Source organism: Paraburkholderia phytofirmans PsJN, assembly GCF_000020125.1.
Lineage (GTDB): Bacteria > Pseudomonadota > Gammaproteobacteria > Burkholderiales > Burkholderiaceae > Paraburkholderia > Paraburkholderia phytofirmans.
Genome location: NC_010681.1, coordinates 2,302,145 through 2,319,009, shown reverse-complemented (window position 1 = coordinate 2,319,009; position 16,865 = coordinate 2,302,145). Strand labels below are relative to the sequence as shown.

At 61.5% G+C, this 16,865-nt stretch carries 16 protein-coding genes and 1 riboswitch; of the genes, 9 read left to right on the top strand and 7 right to left on the bottom strand.

Annotated elements, in window-relative coordinates:
* Positions 1–76 precede the first annotated feature (76 nt).
* From BPHYT_RS10180 to BPHYT_RS10170, 3 genes are all read right to left on the bottom strand, one after another.
* Positions 77–1,078 carry an NADP-dependent oxidoreductase gene (locus BPHYT_RS10180; RefSeq protein WP_012433057.1) on the bottom strand — a complete coding sequence of 334 codons (1,002 nt, stop codon included), beginning with the start codon at positions 1,076–1,078 and terminating at the stop codon, positions 77–79.
* A gap of 95 nt (positions 1,079–1,173) precedes the next feature.
* Positions 1,174–1,581, bottom strand: coding sequence for a hypothetical protein (locus BPHYT_RS10175; protein WP_012433056.1), 408 nt, complete (start codon positions 1,579–1,581; stop codon positions 1,174–1,176).
* A 9-nt stretch (positions 1,582–1,590) separates the two neighbouring features.
* The gene (locus BPHYT_RS10170; RefSeq protein ID WP_012433055.1) at positions 1,591–2,451 is read right to left on the bottom strand and encodes an oxidoreductase; all 861 of its coding nucleotides are present in this window, start codon (positions 2,449–2,451) and stop codon (positions 1,591–1,593) included.
* An 88-nt stretch (positions 2,452–2,539) separates the two neighbouring features.
* On the opposite strand from BPHYT_RS10170, the gene BPHYT_RS10165 reads away from it, so the two are divergent.
* The gene (locus tag BPHYT_RS10165) at positions 2,540–2,983 is read left to right on the top strand and encodes a winged helix-turn-helix transcriptional regulator (RefSeq protein ID WP_012433054.1); all 444 of its coding nucleotides are present in this window, start codon (positions 2,540–2,542) and stop codon (positions 2,981–2,983) included.
* Positions 2,984–3,496: 513 nt separating this feature from the next.
* On the opposite strand, the gene acnB is transcribed toward BPHYT_RS10165, so the two are convergent.
* Together acnB and BPHYT_RS10155 are read right to left on the bottom strand one after the other, a co-directional pair.
* Positions 3,497–6,082: a bifunctional aconitate hydratase 2/2-methylisocitrate dehydratase gene (gene acnB / locus BPHYT_RS10160; protein WP_012433053.1), complete on the bottom strand. Its 2,586-nt coding sequence runs from the start codon at positions 6,080–6,082 to the stop codon at positions 3,497–3,499.
* 356 nt (positions 6,083–6,438) lie between these two features.
* Entirely contained in the window at positions 6,439–7,740 is a 1,302-nt protein-coding gene (locus BPHYT_RS10155; protein ID WP_012433052.1) for an aspartate aminotransferase family protein, read from the bottom strand.
* A 104-nt stretch (positions 7,741–7,844) separates the two neighbouring features.
* Between BPHYT_RS10155 and BPHYT_RS10150 the strand changes: the two genes are divergently transcribed.
* The 6 genes from BPHYT_RS10150 to BPHYT_RS10125 all read left to right on the top strand — a co-directional run bounded on the left by BPHYT_RS10150 (position 7,845) and on the right by BPHYT_RS10125 (position 13,167).
* The gene (locus BPHYT_RS10150; RefSeq protein WP_012433051.1) at positions 7,845–8,702 is read left to right on the top strand and encodes a LysR family transcriptional regulator; all 858 of its coding nucleotides are present in this window, start codon (positions 7,845–7,847) and stop codon (positions 8,700–8,702) included.
* 563 nt (positions 8,703–9,265) lie between these two features.
* Positions 9,266–10,138, top strand: a complete 873-nt coding sequence (locus tag BPHYT_RS10145; RefSeq protein ID WP_012433050.1) for a manganese catalase family protein — start codon at positions 9,266–9,268, stop codon at positions 10,136–10,138.
* Positions 10,139–10,303: 165 nt separating this feature from the next.
* The gene (locus BPHYT_RS10140) at positions 10,304–11,086 is read left to right on the top strand and encodes an ABC transporter substrate-binding protein (RefSeq protein ID WP_012433049.1); all 783 of its coding nucleotides are present in this window, start codon (positions 10,304–10,306) and stop codon (positions 11,084–11,086) included.
* Between the two features lie 210 nt (positions 11,087–11,296).
* A complete protein-coding gene (locus BPHYT_RS10135) occupies positions 11,297–11,722 on the top strand; it encodes a DUF1810 domain-containing protein (RefSeq protein ID WP_012433048.1) in 426 nt (141 codons plus the stop codon).
* A gap of 494 nt (positions 11,723–12,216) precedes the next feature.
* A complete protein-coding gene (locus BPHYT_RS37195) occupies positions 12,217–12,621 on the top strand; it encodes a GFA family protein (RefSeq protein ID WP_012433047.1) in 405 nt (134 codons plus the stop codon).
* A gap of 27 nt (positions 12,622–12,648) precedes the next feature.
* Complete coding sequence (locus tag BPHYT_RS10125) at positions 12,649–13,167, top strand: low affinity iron permease family protein (RefSeq protein WP_012433046.1); 519 nt, start codon at positions 12,649–12,651, stop codon at positions 13,165–13,167.
* Between the two features lie 55 nt (positions 13,168–13,222).
* On the opposite strand, the gene BPHYT_RS10120 is transcribed toward BPHYT_RS10125, so the two are convergent.
* Both BPHYT_RS10120 and BPHYT_RS10115 read right to left on the bottom strand, forming a co-directional pair.
* Positions 13,223–13,813 carry a TMEM165/GDT1 family protein gene (locus BPHYT_RS10120; RefSeq protein WP_012433045.1) on the bottom strand — a complete coding sequence of 197 codons (591 nt, stop codon included), beginning with the start codon at positions 13,811–13,813 and terminating at the stop codon, positions 13,223–13,225.
* A gap of 9 nt (positions 13,814–13,822) precedes the next feature.
* Positions 13,823–14,005, bottom strand: a riboswitch (yybP-ykoY riboswitch).
* 83 nt (positions 14,006–14,088) lie between these two features.
* Positions 14,089–14,832, bottom strand: coding sequence for a hypothetical protein (locus tag BPHYT_RS10115; RefSeq protein ID WP_012433044.1), 744 nt, complete (start codon positions 14,830–14,832; stop codon positions 14,089–14,091).
* Between the two features lie 188 nt (positions 14,833–15,020).
* Here BPHYT_RS10115 and BPHYT_RS10110 point away from each other — a divergent pair, with 188 nt between their 5' ends.
* On the top strand, positions 15,021–15,824 hold the full coding sequence (locus BPHYT_RS10110) for an anti-sigma factor family protein (RefSeq protein WP_049869002.1): 804 nt from the start codon (positions 15,021–15,023) through the stop codon (positions 15,822–15,824).
* Positions 15,821–16,828, top strand: a complete 1,008-nt coding sequence (locus BPHYT_RS10105; protein ID WP_012433042.1) for a DUF1571 domain-containing protein — start codon at positions 15,821–15,823, stop codon at positions 16,826–16,828. Before BPHYT_RS10110 ends, BPHYT_RS10105 begins: the two co-directional genes overlap by 4 nt.
* Positions 16,829–16,865 lie beyond the last annotated feature (37 nt).

Here is a 16,865-nt window from a genome sequence, read left to right as displayed (position 1 = left end):
CCGTTCGAACCTCCGCTGCCCGAGCGGTTGCTCTCAAGGTTTACCGGAATGGCCGCTCTTCTTCCGGGCATACCAATCACCTCATCGTGACAACGACTTTGCCTTTGGCTCGCCCGGTATCGACGTAGGCCATCGCCTCCCTGGTCGATTCGAACGGAAAGACCCGATCCACGACCGGGCGTATGACGCCGGAATCAATGAGGGACGTAATCTGGCGTAGCTGGTCTCCGCTTGCCCTCATGAACAGAAACGAATAGCTAACCTTACGACTTTTTGCTTCCTTCCTGATCCGATAACTCAGGAGACGCATGACCAGTCGCAGGAACAGGGACAAGCCAAGCTCCTTTGCAAAATCCGGATCCGGCGGCCCAGAGATCGAGATGAGCTGTCCGCCGGGTTTCAGCACGCGCAGGGATTTGTTGAGCGTCTTTGCGTCGAGACTATTTATAACCACGTCATAGTCGGAAAGGATATTCTCGAAATCGTCCTTCGTGTAATCGATGACGACGTCGGCACCGAGGCGCTTCACCCAGTCCACGTTCGCCGTGCTTGTTGTCGTCGCGACGAACGCGCCGACATGCTTTGCCAGCTGGATCGCAAACGTCCCGACACCACCGGAGCCCGCGTGGATCAGAACCCTTTGTCCTTTCGCGAGGTGCGCTTTTTCGATCAACGCCTGCCATGCAGTCAGACCAACCAGTGGAATGGAGGCGGCCTCTTCCATGGTAAGCGTCTTCGGTTTGATCGAGAGGTCCGCTTCGTTCACTGCAATCAGATCCGCAAACGCACCGATTCGATCCTTATCGGGCCGGGCATAAACTTCGTCGCCGGCCTTGAATCGCCGCACGCGCGGTCCAACCCGGACGACCACCCCGGCCACATCGCTGCCCAGAACTAGCGGCAAGCGGTAGGGCAGAACTAGTTTGAATTCGCCGTCGCGGATTTTGGAATCAAGAAGGTTCACGCCTGCGGCGTGCACCTGGATCAATACGTCATCGTCGCGTAGTTCCGGTTCCGGCATTTCGCCAATGCGCACGCCATCCTTGCGTCCGTAACGTTCGAGAATAAATGCTCTCATAGTGTTTTGTTTTCCAGATTTGATTTTACGGTCCACGCGTTTTTTTCTCGACAGCAATAGAGACCTGAGCCAGCGCGCCGCAGCTTGCGGCGCAACTACGAACTAAAGGTTCCTGTTTCGCGGCGCGTGTGCTCGATGCGAGCGACACGCACGAACATCAGAGCAAGCGCGACTTCTATCGCGACGGCAGCCAGGATGCCGGACCGGGCGTGGCTGGTGAGGAATTCGAGGACACCAAGGCCCGCGAGAGTCAAGCAGGCAACAATCAAACCTTTGACGAGGGCGGAGCGGGCGGATGATGGTTCCGCGTTCCTCGCCGAAAAGAACATAAATCCGATGCCGACATACAGGGCTGCCCCGCGCCGACCGATCAGTCCGACCGGATAGGAGAACTCGACACCCCATATTGACGGGAAGAAATTCGGCGAGAGCATCCAGGCAAATCCCAAAGCGGAGAAAACAAGCGCGGCGAGGATTGCAAGATTGCGGAAGTTGACGTTCATGGCGATTTGCTATTTTTGCAGGACTGGCTTACCAGACCTCGGCGACGGTATCATGCCGAGCCGCAGGTCCTTCCGAAGCGCGGCGTCCACCAGACCCGCTGGCATGAATCTGCGCAGCAATTGCAGACGGCCCGCGAGCGCACCCGCTGTGTACCGGAGTCTTGGACGAGCCGCAACTGCAGCCTTCAGCACAACGTCGGCCACGACGCGGGGCTCCGCAGCCGTTGCCATCACCTCATTGACACGGTTGCTGACGACCGCACGAGCCTCGCGGTATGCATCGAGCTTGGCATCGGGTTCCAGGAAATTCGCATCGAACGGCGTCTTGGTGTAAGCCGGCTCGATGACCGAGACACGTATGCCCCAAGTGCGCAGCTCATGGTCGAGCGACTCGGAATATCCTTCAATCGCATGCTTCGTTGCCGCATAGAGCGCCCCGTAAGGCATCGGCAAGAAGCCGAGCACCGAGCCGATATTGACGATGCGACCGCTTCCCTGATGCCGCATGTAGGGCACGACGGCGCGGGTCATGCGGACGACGCCAAAGAAGTTTGTGTCGAAGATCGACCGGGCCTGCTCGATCGAGCTTTCTTCGGCGCCCGCCGGAGCCACGCCAAAGCCAGCGTTATTCACCAGCAAGTCGATGCGACCCGCCCGTCGTATGACTTCGTTGACCACCGCCGCGACGGATTCATCGCTGGTGACGTCAAGAGTCAGCATTTCGAAGGATCGCTGCCCCGTATAGGCTGCCCGTCTGCTCGTGCCGAAGACCGTATAACCGGCGTCGGCCAGCCGCTCGGCGGCGGCCTGTCCGATGCCTGAAGATGCGCCCGTAACAAGGGCCACACCCAAATTCGTTTTGCCGACCATTCGACGCTCCACGTGAGAGAATTTAAGTCACTACCAATTTGAAATCGACTATACTGGCAAATCGAGAGCATGTCACTATCAAAATGGTATGGACGACAAAAATTTTTGCGATGAGCCGTGTCCGATCGCGCGCAGCTTAAGCGTCGCGGGCGACGCGTGGAGCATTCTTATCCTGCGCGACGCCCATGCCGGTCTCACGCGTTTTGACCAGTTCCGCAAAAGTCTTGGCATTGCACCGACCATGCTGACCCGCCGACTGGCAACGCTGACAGAGGACGGATTACTGGAGAAACGCCGCTATTCCGAGCACCCGCCGCGCGAGGAGTACCTGCTCACGGCTGCCGGGCGAGACTTCCTCCCGGTGCTCTTCATGATCGGTGCATGGGGGCGGCAATATCGTGGTGACGGCAAGCTGGTTCGCTTCCTGGATGCGGAAACTGGAACAGAGATCAGGGCGGTGGCCGTTGACGAGGTGACGGGAGCGAAAATCGGGACTCGTCCGATACGCGTTATCAATCCGGACAACGATTGACACTGCGATGATTGCGCCGCCCCGCTTCGTTGCGGAAGTCAGCCGAACGCGATAGCGCTTCGATTTCTGATGGACTTCGCTGGCTAGTCAATTGGGCGGCACGGTCCGTGACAGTCCGTTAACTGAGCCCGAGCAGGCGCTCGAACATCTGGGTGCAGGCGCGATCGAACGGCAGAAACTGGCCCGCTTAGGAACTGACGACGAGGAAAACCACGCAAGCTACGCGCAAACGCGCTTCTCCAGAGGTCGCCGCCCGCGCGCCAGTTCGAAGTGCCGCGCGAGCCGTGTGCCTGGCAGATACATCCCTCTCACCTGCATGCACAGCGCAATGCACACCCACGCCGACCTCGCGCAACCGCCTTGCACTATTTCCAGCACTGCAGTTGTACCTGCCCATAAAAAACACCCCAAATCGTTAGACAGGTGTCCAACTTTTTGGGGTGCAGTTCAAACTCTTGTGACGCGCCTTGACGTCATCTACAACGCATCGCACGTCATAGCTCGTCATCACATTTACATCGCGACCGTATCCGCCAGGTCCTTGAAGTCTTCGATCTGGTCGAAGTTCATGTACTGATAGATCTTGTCACCGCTGGCGGTCAGCACGCCCATGTCGGCCATGTATTCCTCTTTGGTTGGAATCTTGCCCAGGCGCGAGCAGATTGCCGCCAGTTCGGCCGAGCCGAGATACACGTTCGTGTTCTTGCCCAGACGGTTCGGGAAGTTACGGGTCGATGTGGACATGACCGTCGCGCCTTCGCGCACTTGGGCCTGATTGCCCATGCACAGCGAGCAGCCCGGCATTTCCGTACGCGCGCCGGCCGTGCCGAACACGCCGTAATGGCCTTCTTCGGTCAGTTGCTTCTGATCCATCTTGGTAGGCGGCGCGACCCACAGCTTGACCGGGATGTCGCGCTTGCCTTCCAGCAGCTTCGACGCCGCGCGGAAGTGACCGATGTTCGTCATGCACGAGCCGATGAACACTTCGTCGATCTTCGCACCGGCCACGTCGGACAGCGTCTTCACGTCGTCCGGGTCGTTCGGGCAGGCGACGATCGGTTCATGGATGTCGGCGAGGTCGATCTCGATCACGGCCGCGTACTCGGCGTCCGCATCCGGCGACAGCAGTTGCGGGTCGGCGAGCCATGCTTCCATGGCCTTGATGCGGCGCTGCAGGCTGCGCGGATCCTGGTAACCCTGCGCGATCATCCACTTGAGCAGCGTGACGTTGCTGTTCAGGTACTCGATGATCGGTTCCTTGTTCAGGTGCACCGTGCAGCCGGCAGCCGAACGCTCGGCGGACGCATCCGACAGCTCGAACGCCTGCTCGACCTTCAGATCCGGCAGACCTTCGATTTCGAGCACACGGCCCGAGAAAATGTTCTTCTTGCCTTGCTTGGCGACCGTTAGCGTGCCTTGCTTGATCGCGTACAGCGGAATCGCGTTGACGAGGTCACGCAGCGTGACGCCCGGCTGCATCTTGCCCTTGAAGCGAACCAGCACCGATTCCGGCATGTCCAGCGGCATCGTGCCGGTGGCCGCGGCAAATGCGACCAGCCCCGAACCCGCCGGGAAGCTGATGCCGATCGGGAAGCGCGTGTGCGAGTCGCCGCCGGTGCCGACGGTGTCGGGCAGCAGCATGCGGTTCAGCCACGAGTGGATCACGCCGTCGCCGGGACGCAGCGCGATGCCGCCACGATTGCTGATGAAGTCCGGCAGCGTGCGGTGCGTCTTCACGTCCACCGACTTCGGATACGCGGCGGTGTGGCAGAACGACTGCATGACGAGGTCGGCGGAGAAGCCGAGGCACGCGAGGTCTTTCAGTTCGTCGCGGGTCATCGGGCCGGTGGTGTCCTGCGAGCCGACCGAGGTCATTTTCGGTTCGCAGTAGGTGCCCGGGCGCACGCCCTGGCCTTCCGGCAGGCCGCACGCACGACCGACCATCTTCTGCGCGAGCGAGAAACCCTTGCCGCTGTCGGCCGGCTGCTGCGGCAGGCGGAACAGCGTGGACGGCGCGAGGCCGAGCGCTTCACGCGCCTTGGCGGTCAGGCCACGGCCGATGATGAGAGGAATACGGCCACCGGCGCGCACCTCGTCGAATAGCACGTCGGACTTGACCTTGAATTCGGCGATTACCGCGCCGTTCTTCAGCGCCTTGCCTTCGTAGGGACGCAGTTCGACCACGTCGCCCATTTCCATTTGCGACACGTCGAGTTCGATCGGCAGGGCGCCCGCGTCTTCCATGGTGTTGTAGAAAATCGGCGCGATTTTGCTGCCGAGGCACACACCGCCGAAGCGCTTGTTCGGGATGAAGGGGATGTCTTCGCCCGTGAACCACAGCACCGAGTTGGTGGCCGACTTGCGCGAGGAGCCGGTGCCGACCACGTCGCCGACGTAGGCGACCAGATGGCCTTTTTCTTTCAGCGACTGGATGAACTTGATCGGGCCGCGCTTGCCGTCTTCCTCCGGCGTGATGCCGGGACGCGCGTTCTTCAGCATCGCCAGCGCGTGCATCGGGATGTCCGGGCGGGTGGTGGCGTCCGGCGCCGGCGAGAGGTCGTCCGTGTTGGTTTCGCCCGTCACCTTGAACACGGTGATGGTCAGGCTTTGCGGCACCTCCGGACGGCTCGTGAACCATTCGGCGTCGGCCCAGCTTTGCAACACGGCCTTCGCGTTGGCGTTGCCCTTGTCGGCCAATTCCTTGACGTCGTGGAACGCGTCGAACATGAGCAGGGTTTTCTTCAGCGCCTCGGCGGCGACCGTGCCGACTTCCGCGTCCGACAGCAGTTCGATCAGCGGCTGGATGTTGTAGCCGCCCAGCATGGTGCCGAGCAGTTCCGTGGCGCGAGCGCGCGAGATCAGCGCACAGGTGGTTTCACCCTTGGCGACGGCGGCCAGGAAACCGGCCTTCACGCGGGCGGCTTCGTCGACGCCGGCGGGCACGCGGTTGGTGATCAGATCGAGCAGGGTTTGCTCTTCGCCTGCGGGCGGGTTGGTAAGCAACTCGACCAGTTCGGCGGTCTGCTGGGCGGTCAACGGCAGGGGAGGAATACCGAGCGTGGCGCGTGCGGCTGCGTGAGCGCGAAAGTTTTCAAGCATGAAAGAACCTGCTGATGTTGGCGTTTCAGGGGATGGCATCCGGCCCGCCGTGGCTGTGCCGGTAGCGTTTACCTGCAATTTTAAAGGGGACATGCGTCCGCGGTCAATTATCTTATATCTTATATAAGAGTTGACGGCTCGAGATTGGCGATCATGGCGGCGCGGCTGTGGCTGGAAAAGGGCGTTTATCGCTTGATGGGACCGCGGACGCAGTCGGCTTGACGGATCGCGAGCGAGTGAGGCGCGCGGTTCTGCGGACCATCGGGGCAGCAGCCTCAAGCGGTCCGCCGCATCAGCAGGGAAGCCCGCGGGCCGCTTGGGCACGCCCGCCAATAAGCGGACCCGCGCGCGAAGAACTACAGCGAACGCTCGATCGCCTGCCCGAGCAGATCCAGGCCCAGGTCGATCTCATCCTCGTGAACGGTCAACGGAGGGGCGATCCGGAACACGCCGCCCATACCCGGCAATTGCACGATGTTCATGCTAAGCCCCAGGTTCATGCACTCGCGGGTGATCTTCGCGCCTAGCCCGTCCGCCGGCTCTTTCGTGCGGCGGTCCTTGACGATCTCCATGCCCAGCAGCAGTCCTCGACCGCGAATGTCGCCGATGCAGTCGAAGCGCTCCATCAAATCCAGCAGGCCGCGTTTGAGTCGCGCGCCCATCAGGTTCGCACGCGCAACCAGTCCGTCGCGCTCGACCACCTCCAGCACCCGCAAACCGACGGCGGCCGGCAGAGGATCGGACACGTGGGTCGTATAGAACAGGTAACCCAATTCATGAGCGCGCTCCTCGATCTGCGCGGAGGTCACGACGGCCGCGAGCGGCAGACCGGCACCCAGTGTCTTCGATAGCGTGAGAATGTCGGGCGTGACGCCGTCGCGCTGACAGGCGAACATCGTGCCCGTGCGGCCAACGCCGGTTTGCGCTTCGTCGAGGATCAGCAGCATGCCGCGCTCCTCGCATTTGCGCTTCAGCGCGGTCATGTAGCCTTCCGGCAGTTCGATGATCCCGCCGGAACTGAGGATCGGCTCCGCAATGAAAGCGGCCAGATTGCCGCTGGACTGACGATCGATCAGATCGAAAGCATAATCCAGCTCCGCCAGGTAATCGTAATCACCATGGCGCTCGAAACGCGGCCGGTACAGGAACGGAGCGGGGATCGCGAACGAGCCGACCGCAGCCGGACCGACGCCTTTGCGACCGGCACTATAGGTAGCGGATGCCGCCGCCGCCGTCATGCCGTGCCATGACTGCGCAAACCCGACGATTTCATATTTGCCCGTGACCAGCTTCGCCATGCGAATGGCGGCCTCGTTCGACTCCGCGCCCGTACTGAGCAACAGCGCGCGGTCGAGTCCGTCGGGCGTGATCTCGGCGAGGCGGGTCGCCAGGTCCACCACCGGTCGCGACAGCATCCCGCTAAAAAGATGGTCGAGCTTGCCGGCGTATTCGTTGATAACCGAGACGATTTCCGGATGACTGTGTCCCAACACCGCGCTCATCTGGCCGGAGGTGAAATCGAGAATCGCGCGGCCGTCTGCGTCGTAGACGAAACTGCCTTGGGCGCGCTCGATGATCATCGGCTCGAAGGTGCCGCCATAGCGGATGAGGTGCTGTTTGGCGTTGCGCCAGAAAACTGCATCATTGTTTCGCGACACTTGCTTCTCCTTGACGGCTAGCGGGAATAACTTGCAGTCTAGATGGCGCTCTGGTTTCATAGAATCGAATAGTTCTTATCGAAGATAGAAGCGGGCCTAATACCTTGAGTCTTTCACTCGAAATCGATTTGCTGCGCTCGTTTATCGTCGTCGCCGAAGTTCGGGCGCTCAGTCGCGCGGCGAACCGCATCGGCCGCACCCAATCGGCGCTGAGCCAGCAGATGAAGCGCCTCGAAGAGATCGTCGACCAGCCGTTGTTCCAGCGCACGGGTCGCGGGGTGGTGCTGACGAATCCCGGCGAACGCCTGTTGATTCACGCGCAACGCATTCTGCGGCTGCACGACGAGGCGATGGCCGATCTGTCCGGCAAAGGGCTGTCGGGCACGATCCGCTTCGGCTGCCCGGACGATTACGCCGCGGTTTTCCTGCCGCATTTGCTGCGTCAGTTTTCGAGCCAGCATCCGCATGCACTGGTCGAGGTGATTTGTGCTCCCACGCCGCGCCTGCTCGAACAACTGGACATGCATGCGCTGGACCTCGCCATGATCTCGTTGCCCGAAGACGCCGCGAACGACGACATCATTCGCCGTGAGCCGCTAGTCTGGGTCGGCTATGCGGGGCTGGATTGCGCGCATTTCGATCCGTTGCCGCTGGCGCTTTCCGATCCGGACACGCTCGACCATGTGGCGGCCTGCGAAGCGCTGCAACGCGCGGGCAGGGCGTACCGCATCGCCTATGCGAGCAGCAGTCTTGCCGGCCTCACGGCCCTGGTGCGCTCGGGGCAGGCCGTCGCCGTCATCACGCAGACTGCCGTCGCGCCGGATCTCTCCGTACTCAACGGCGATCCCGCGCTCCCGCCTTTGCCCACCATAGGTATTACGCTGAAGTTCGAGCGCAAGCGCCCGTCCCCTCTGATCACGGTATTCGCGGAGCACATCCGGCTGACGCTGCCGTTGCTGTGATCGACCAGGCTCGCGCGCGGAGCGTTGCGCGGGTTCAGTGGTGAAACTCTTTATCGACCGCGAGATTTACGCCAAACACACGACGGCATATTTTGCCGCGCTACGCGCTTTCGTTTGCGCAGCGGAACTGCAAAGCAACGGGTCACGATCCACCGTCGCGCCGTTCCGATGCCTGAAGGCAAGCAAGTAAATACCGCTTCCATACCTGCGAACGCACCCAGCAATCGAACTCGCGAAGAGGCCGCTTCGCTTCTCCGGGTTCTCCGCAGAACCATGGTGCTGGCGCCGCACGGCCATTCAAACAATCGTATTCGCGCGATGGGCACAGCGCATGCTGAACAATCAGCGGCAATGCGTTGCCATGCACGGCATTTCCGCCGCGCATCCGCCAGAGCGTCCGCTCTGAGAGCCGGACGCCCACCGTTGGGTGCGGGCAGCCATTCGGTTGCACCGCTGTCCGGATTGATCCATGGTCGCACGCGATTCTGGCCGGGTACAGGGACGTAGCAAGTCCATGTCCGCACCCGTACGGAGTTGCTTCGGCCAATCACCGGAGAAGTCGCATGTTCATCCATAACAAACGCCTCCAGTACACCGTGCGCGTGGCCGCGCCGAATCCGGGTCTCGCGAATCTGCTGCTTGAGCAATTCGGCGGGCCCCAAGGCGAACTCGGCGCCGCCTGCCGATACTTCACGCAGGCAATCGGCGAAGACGATCCTGGCAGAAAGGACCTGTTGTTCGATATCGCAACGGAAGAAATGAGTCACCTGGAAATCGTCGGCTCGATCGTGGCGATGCTGAACAAGAGCGCCAAGGGTCAACTTGCCGAAGCCGTGGAGGCGGAGGCAGAGCTCTATCGTTCGATGACGGGCGGAGGAAACGACTCCCACACCACCGCGTTGTTATACGGCGGCGGCCCGGCCCTCACCAACTCGGCCGGCGTGCCCTGGTGCGCGTCGTATGTCGACACGATCGGCGATCCGACGGCCGACTTGCGCTCGAACATTGCCGCCGAGGCTCGCGCGAAGATCGTCTACGAACGCCTGATCAATGTCACCGACGATCCGGGCATCAAGGATACGCTCGGCTTTCTGATGACACGGGAAATCGCCCACCAGAAATCGTTCGAGAAGGCCCTGCATTCGATCCAGCCGAACTTTCCGCAGGGCAAGCTTCCTGGCGTGCCGGAATACACGAGTGTGTACTACAACATGTCGCAAGGCGATGATGCGCCGCGCGGGCCATGGAACGAAGGTCCGGACTGGGAATTCGTCGAGTCGCCGGAGCCGGCCGTTGACGGCGGCGATGGCCTCGCCACCGTCAACGTGTCACAACGTGATGTGAAGGTGTTGCAGGCAATGGCAGCGCGAACCGCGTCGGATGCGGACTCGGATCCGACGACAGGCGCGGACCTCGGTTCGGGTCAGACTGTTTGACGTGGCGCCATGCGCGGTGCCATGCGCCGTACGCATGAGTTGATTTTTTTAATGAATTGGTAAGACCGGACGAATTACGGTCGAATGGCGGGCGCTGCGCGCCGGATGCGGTTCCGGCAGCGGTGCCCGCCGCTCATTCGTTTAAAAAGTCATAAAAGGAAAAACATGAAATCCCTGCTTGCAAGCCTGAGCATTGCGCTGCTGGCTATCTCGTCCGGCAACGCGATCGCGAAGGAATGGTCGACCGTGCGGTTCGGCGTCGACGCGAGCTATCCGCCGTTCGAATCGAAATCCGCCGACGGCAAACTGGTCGGCTTCGACATCGACCTGGGCAATGAAATTTGCCGCCGCCTGAACGCGAAATGCGTGTGGGTCGAAAACGCGTTCGACGGAATGATTCCCGCGCTGAAGGGGCGCAAGTTCGACGGCGTGCTGTCGACCATGTCGATGACGCCGGCGCGCCAGGCGCAGATCGCATTTTCTTCGAAGGTATTCCGTATCCCGACCCGTCTCGTCGCGAAGAAGGGTTCGACGATCACACCCACGCCGGAAGCGCTGAAGGGCAAGCGAATCGGCGTAGAGCAGGGCTCGATCCAGGAAACCTATGCAAAGACTTACTGGGAGCCCGCCGGCGCGGTGATCGTGGCTTACCAGGATCAGGATCTCGTTTACTCGGACCTGCTCGCTGGCCGCATCGATGCATCGCTGCAGAACGCCGTGCAAGCCGACGTCGGTTTCCTGCGCACGCCGCGAGGCAAGGACTTTGCGTTTGCCGGCAACGCGCTCTACGACGCGAAGACGCTTGGAAGCGGCACGGCGATCGGGTTGCGCAAGGAAGACACCGACCTGAAGGCGCAGATCGACAAGGCGATCGCCGACACGCGCGCGGACGGCACATACGACAGGATCGCGAAAAAGTACTTCGACTTCGACGTGTACGGTCAGTGAACGCGGCGGCCTTCGTCGAGGCCGGAAGGTTTTGCCCAACTCATGCATGAACTGTCCGCAACGGGCGCTGCACGGTGGCGACTTCTCACACGGATTCGGGCATATTGAAGGTCTCGCACGTCGAGCTATATGATTGATCGGCGGCGAGGCATTCATATCGTTTCACGCTTTGAAAGCGCTATAGAAACGAAACGGCAGAACGGAGAGCGAATGGACGATCCTTTCAACCTGCAGCGCTTTGTCGACGCGCAGGATCCACTCTACGCACAAGTCTGCGACGAACTGCGCGACGGCCGTAAGCGAAGCCATTGGATGTGGTTCGTGTTTCCACAGATACAGGGGCTTGGGACGAGTGCCATGGCGCAGCGGTTCGCGATTTCGTCGTTGGCCGAGGCCGATGCTTACCTGGGCCATCCGGTACTGGGGGAACGGCTGAGGCAATCGACCCAATACGTCAACGATGTCGAGGGGTCTTCAATCGAGGACATTTTCGGGTATCCGGATTATCTGAAGTTTCATTCGTCAATGACGCTTTTCGAGCGCGCGGCTGTCGACAAGGCGCCCTTTGCTGAGGCGCTCAGGAAGTATTTCCACGGCCAAGGCGATCCGCTAACGTTGGAACGCTTGCAGCAATGAGGCACGCCGGCTCGACATGCCACATGCAGTTCGAGTCAGCTACGCGTACGCCTTTTCTTTTTGGGTTTCGGCGGTGCGAGCGCAGCGGTCCAGAAAGCGGTGGTGCCACGCTTTGCCGCCGCCGTCGCGTGACCGCGCGCTGAGCCCGCCACTGCGTTAGCTCCGCTTAGCCACATGCTGAGGAAGGGGTTCTTTTTCATCCATGGATTTTTCATGTCGTGCCCGATCGAATAACGGTTGTCCAGTTCATCCCTGATAGGGATCGCAACGGGCATACCTGTCGGGCTGCGATTTTGTACATTCGTGCAGTCGCGCAACTCGCGGACACCCTTGGACGTTCAGCTAATTGCTTCAGCAACTCTCGTGATAAGTGGGCATACCGTTTGCTCAGTCGAAGAACGTCAACACGAGTCGGGCGCGAAGATTCCGAGGAAGAAAGATAAGTAAGGGATTAGCGCGCACAGTCCCCCGACTCCGCGAAGGAGGGCGCAGCGATGACGAACAGTGAATCAGTCGAACAAACCGGCGGATGTGCCTGCGGCGCGGTGCGATTTCGCGTCACCGCGAGCCCCCGGCGAGTGTCGATATGTCACTGTATGACATGTCGGCGAATACACGGCAACGTGTTTGGCGGTTATGCCATGTTCGAGCGTGCCGCCGTCGAATGGTCCGGTCCTACACAGGCGTGGCAGAGTTCGCCCGAGGCGCGAAGGCATTTTTGCCCGACATGCGGGTCGGTCGCGTTCATGGAACACAACGACAGCGACGAACTGGATCTCCCGCTTGGCGCCTTTGACCGCGTGGGCCTGTATGAGCCGAGTTACGAGCTTTGGTGTTGCCATAAAGAGCCATGGCTGCCCGCCGGAGTGCGCACTGAATATAACGAAGACAGGCCATGACGCTTGTCGAACCTTTTGGAGCCGGTCATGACGACACAACCCGCCGCGTCTTCATCAACTGACGAACTCGATACCGTTCCAGACACATCGAGCCCTGCGTACGCCAGCCGTCATCCATTGGCGCGCCTGTTCGACCGCTTTGCAAGCCTCGTTACGCGGTGGGCCGGCTCACCCGCTGCCTTCTGTCTTGCTGTACTGACAGTCGCTGCCTGGGTGGTCACAGGGCCCATTTTTCACTATTCGGACGGATGGCAACTGGTCATCAACACCGGCACCACCATCGTCACCTTTCTCATGGTCTTTCTGATCCAGCAGAGTCAGAACAAAGACAGTGTGGCGTTGCACCTGAAGTTGAATGAACTGCTTTCCTCGCATCGAGCCGCGAATAACGATTTGATCGGTATCGAGGACGCATCCGAGGAAGAACTCCGAAGGCTTGCAGCGGCCTACCTGCGTTTGTCCACTCAGTCTGCCGCTGATGCTCCGGGTTCGCCCGCAAAGGGCGGCACGGTGGAGGAACCGGTCCGGCAGACCGTCGAAAGTTGACATCAGCGGAGTCGGCGTGGCGCACTCCGCGAGCGTACCAAGCCAACCCTTCGGACTAGAACAGTGGGTGCTCGTGCGGATACAGCGCCGTCCTGAGGGCAAAGCCACCTAGGACAACGAAGATGACCGCGGCCAGAATGTGGACCGCCTTGGTCGGCAGACGGTCGGCAAACTTGTGCCCCAGGTAGATGACGGGCACGTTGGCCAGCATCATGCCAAGCGTGGTGCCGGCGACCACGCCGAAGAATTCGTGAAACCGCGCGGCCAGCGCGATCGTGACTACCTGCGTCTTGTCGCCCATTTCAGCGAGAAAAAACGTCAACGCCGTGGTGCCGAACACGCCCATCGGATGCGTGGTCGACACCGCCTCGGCGCCGTCGAGCTTGTCGGGAATCAGAATCCACACAGCCATGACGGCAAATGACGCGACGACTGCCCAGTTCAAAATCGATGGACTCAGAACGCTGGCAAGCCATGCGCCCAGAGCACCGGACGCAGCATGATTGATGAGCGTTGCGACAAAGACGCCGAGAATGATTGGAATGGGTTTGCGATATCGGGCGGCCAGCACCAGGGACAATAGTTGGGTCTTGTCGCCGATTTCGGCTAGACCGACCACGCTGGTCGAAACGAGGAACGATTGCATAGGTTGTGAGCCGGGCCGCGCAGTACGTACGCGATGACGCGCATTCCGGCGACCCGGTCAGGTCGGAATGCGAGTCATCGGTCTTGCCAGGCATAGTGCTGTGCACGCCATGGCGGTCTGTCGACCACCAAGTATGTTGACGGGCACCCTCGAGCATTGCGCTCGAGGCGGCTACTCCCCAATGAGAGGGGCGATTCTACATTGTCTCGGCCGGGTAACGCAAATCGTCGGCTTTCCGGAAGCGGGTGCGTCGAGACAAGACGGAAGGCGGGCTCTCACATCATGCCGCCCGAGCTTCCAATGCCGCCGACTCCGGTGCCGCCCGCACTGTTATTCGGCGATGTAGCAAGCGGATGCGCCGCCCCGGTCCTGGCCATCAGCGCGACTGCGGCGGCGTCGGGTTGGCCGTTGGCGTCGATCGCGCCGCGAGTAAGGAGCGCTTCGAGATCGCTGTCCTCGCCAGGTTGACCCGCTGCGAATGCGGTCGTCAGGAAATTGAGCGCGGACAACGTGACACCGTACGTTTGCTGCAGATTCTGGACGACCGCGGCCTGCGCAGTCAGAACGTCGGCCTGATTCGCCAGCAGTTGCTGGAACTGTGAGTTCACCGCGAAGCTGGCGATGAGTCCGGTCTGATTTGTACCGAGTTGCGCCGCCAGATACGACACCAGCAGATCCGTCTCCGGCGTGACGTTGTACGTGCCGCCGGCGAACGCAACGGAATGCAGCATCGTTACGCCCGAGGTCGCGGTGATCATGCATGGCATCGCGGCGTTAAGCGTCGCGCGAAAGTTTCCGTTCGTATCCGCTGCAACCGACATCGAACCCCGTGCGCAGTCGATGTTGATCGTCGCGTTCGCCAGGGCCTTGCCCGTTGCCGCCGTGCCGGCGATCGAAACCATCGACGTGCCGCTGCTGCCGCCACCACCATCGCCTCCGCAGCCCGCGAGCCACACGACGCCCGCCATCAGCAGCGTTGCGCCGACAGGTCGAATGAAGTGCTGCTGTCGAATGTTCATCGAAGTCTGCCGTCGATTCGGACATGACATCTAAACGATCCGGCGTCACCGCCTATTCCATCTTTCGCGCAAACCTTCACATCACACGATTGGAATAGAGCGAGCCTGCCGGGCGTTTATTCAGGGTATCGACGCTGGGTCTTTCGAGTCCGGCATCAGGGCAGGGGAGATGCAACCGCACCTCACCCATGAACGACGACACCAACCGCGGGAGGCGAGGCGTGGGCAGGATGGACTGGCGATCGCTATCGGCGTTTGCTGACAATGAACTGTGCGCGTCGGAGCGCGCGGCCACGCTCGTCTGGCTGGCGACCGACCCCGAGGCGGCTGCACGCGTGGCCGACTACCGCGCGCAAAAAGCCGCGCTGACGGCATTGTTCCGGGAGCCGCGAGACGACGCGCGTTACATCGTCGTCTGCCGCCTCGCGCCGAGATGGCGGCGGGCCGGCCTTGCCGCCTCCTGCATGGCGATGGGCGTGGCGCTCGGCTCGTCATCCGCCTGGGTGTCGGCGAAATTCGCGGCGGATACGCCCGTGTTCGCGGAGCGCGCGGACCTCGCTTTCGCGCTGTACACGTCCGACCAACGCCACCCCGTGGAGGTCGCGGCGCTGCCACGCGATCAGCTGGTCAACTGGTTGTCGCGGCGCCTCGATCGACGTTTGCCGGTGGCTTCGCTGCGGGGATATGGGTACGCGCTGATCGGCGGTCGCCTGCTGCCCGGCAAATCCGGACCTGCCGCGCAATTCATGTATCAGAACACGGCCGGCGCCCGCCTCACGATGTACGTCGAAGCGGTTCCGAAAGATGCGGCGGCATTCCGCCTGTTTCGCGACGGTGACCGAAGCACGTTCTACTGGGGCAGTCAGGGAACGGGGTGCGCGCTGACCGGTCAACTCTCTGAGGCGCAATTGCGGCCCATGGCGATCGACGCGTGCAGCGCGCTCGGGCAATCCTTCAAACGCCGGTTATCGAGCACGGATCAAAATCCATGACGTTTCGCGGGTCTGGCATTCCCTTTCATCCGATGCGGCGGCGCACGCTGCCTGCCGCGCGACGCTCCGCCTTCGCGCGGATGTTGCTGTACGTGCTCGCATTGACATGCCTGGTTGCCTCGACGGCCGCGTTTGCGCAACCGGACGGCCCGATGGCGCCGGCTTCGTCCGCCGCATCGGTGGGATGTGCGGACGCCGGCGCGTCGGATACCGTCAACGCGGACATCGACGAGTTCCGCTGTCTCACGGCTCGCGAACAGGCAGCATCGTTGCGCACACGGATCGAGAACCACTCGATTCTGACGCTGACCGACGATCAGCTCCTTGCCTTGATGGACGCGATGAAGCCAGACGCCTTCGTCGAGTACGCGAAATCCGAGATGATTACCGACGACGCCTACCAATACAGCATGTTCCGGCAGGAGCGCATCTCCGGAAGATGGCCGGAGCGGCCCGATCACATGGTGATCCGATATCAGGACAGCCCGCGAAGGGTCTACGTAAAGTGGCTGCCCGACGGCGCCCATGCGGGTCAGGAGATCGTCTACGATGAAACCACGGACCCCGGCAGTATCGTCGGCCATCTCGGCGGCCGCTTGCATGTCGTGTCGGGCAAGGTCGCCGTCGACGGTCCGTTCGCGCACGCGCAGTCCCGCCATAGCGTCCGGGATCTGGGCTTGCAGTTCATCGCGCGCACCGTCGAGCACGATGCGCGCAGTTTTCGTGAAGAAGGCCTCAGCGAAAAGCCGAGCCGTATCGAACTCATGAACGCGCATGGCACGCGGCTGCTGGCGTGGACATGGACGGCTCCGTCAGGACCGCCCGCGCATTACGCACCGCGTGTGCGGCTGCTGTTCGATCTTCAGCACACGTGGCCCAGCGGCGAAGCCGCCTGGGACGAGCAGGGCGGTCTGCTGGAGCTGATCCGTTTCGAAGACGTCGAACCGCGCCACTGGAGCGAATCGGTTTTCGATCGCAGCAACCCCGAATATGGTTTCCGCTGACGGCGCGCACTGCCGGGCAAGTTCACACGCGCGCCGC

Bases quoted from the DNA above. Each gene is read 5' to 3' on its own strand.
- BPHYT_RS10180 (WP_012433057.1), bottom strand. From the start codon at position 1,078: ATGAGAGCATTTATTCTCGAACGTTACGGACGCAAGGATGGCGTGCGC.
- BPHYT_RS10175 (WP_012433056.1), bottom strand. From the start codon at position 1,581: ATGAACGTCAACTTCCGCAATCTTGCAATCCTCGCCGCGCTTGTTTTC.
- BPHYT_RS10170 (WP_012433055.1), bottom strand. From the start codon at position 2,451: ATGGTCGGCAAAACGAATTTGGGTGTGGCCCTTGTTACGGGCGCATCT.
- BPHYT_RS10165 (WP_012433054.1), top strand. From the start codon at position 2,540: ATGGACGACAAAAATTTTTGCGATGAGCCGTGTCCGATCGCGCGCAGC.
- acnB (WP_012433053.1), bottom strand. From the start codon at position 6,082: ATGCTTGAAAACTTTCGCGCTCACGCAGCCGCACGCGCCACGCTCGGT.
- BPHYT_RS10145 (WP_012433050.1), top strand. From the start codon at position 9,266: ATGTTCATCCATAACAAACGCCTCCAGTACACCGTGCGCGTGGCCGCG.
- BPHYT_RS10140 (WP_012433049.1), top strand. From the start codon at position 10,304: ATGAAATCCCTGCTTGCAAGCCTGAGCATTGCGCTGCTGGCTATCTCG.
- BPHYT_RS10135 (WP_012433048.1), top strand. From the start codon at position 11,297: ATGGACGATCCTTTCAACCTGCAGCGCTTTGTCGACGCGCAGGATCCA.
- BPHYT_RS37195 (WP_012433047.1), top strand. From the start codon at position 12,217: ATGACGAACAGTGAATCAGTCGAACAAACCGGCGGATGTGCCTGCGGC.
- BPHYT_RS10125 (WP_012433046.1), top strand. From the start codon at position 12,649: ATGACGACACAACCCGCCGCGTCTTCATCAACTGACGAACTCGATACC.
- BPHYT_RS10120 (WP_012433045.1), bottom strand. From the start codon at position 13,813: ATGCAATCGTTCCTCGTTTCGACCAGCGTGGTCGGTCTAGCCGAAATC.
- BPHYT_RS10115 (WP_012433044.1), bottom strand. From the start codon at position 14,832: ATGAACATTCGACAGCAGCACTTCATTCGACCTGTCGGCGCAACGCTG.
- BPHYT_RS10110 (WP_049869002.1), top strand. From the start codon at position 15,021: ATGAACGACGACACCAACCGCGGGAGGCGAGGCGTGGGCAGGATGGAC.
- BPHYT_RS10105 (WP_012433042.1), top strand. From the start codon at position 15,821: ATGACGTTTCGCGGGTCTGGCATTCCCTTTCATCCGATGCGGCGGCGC.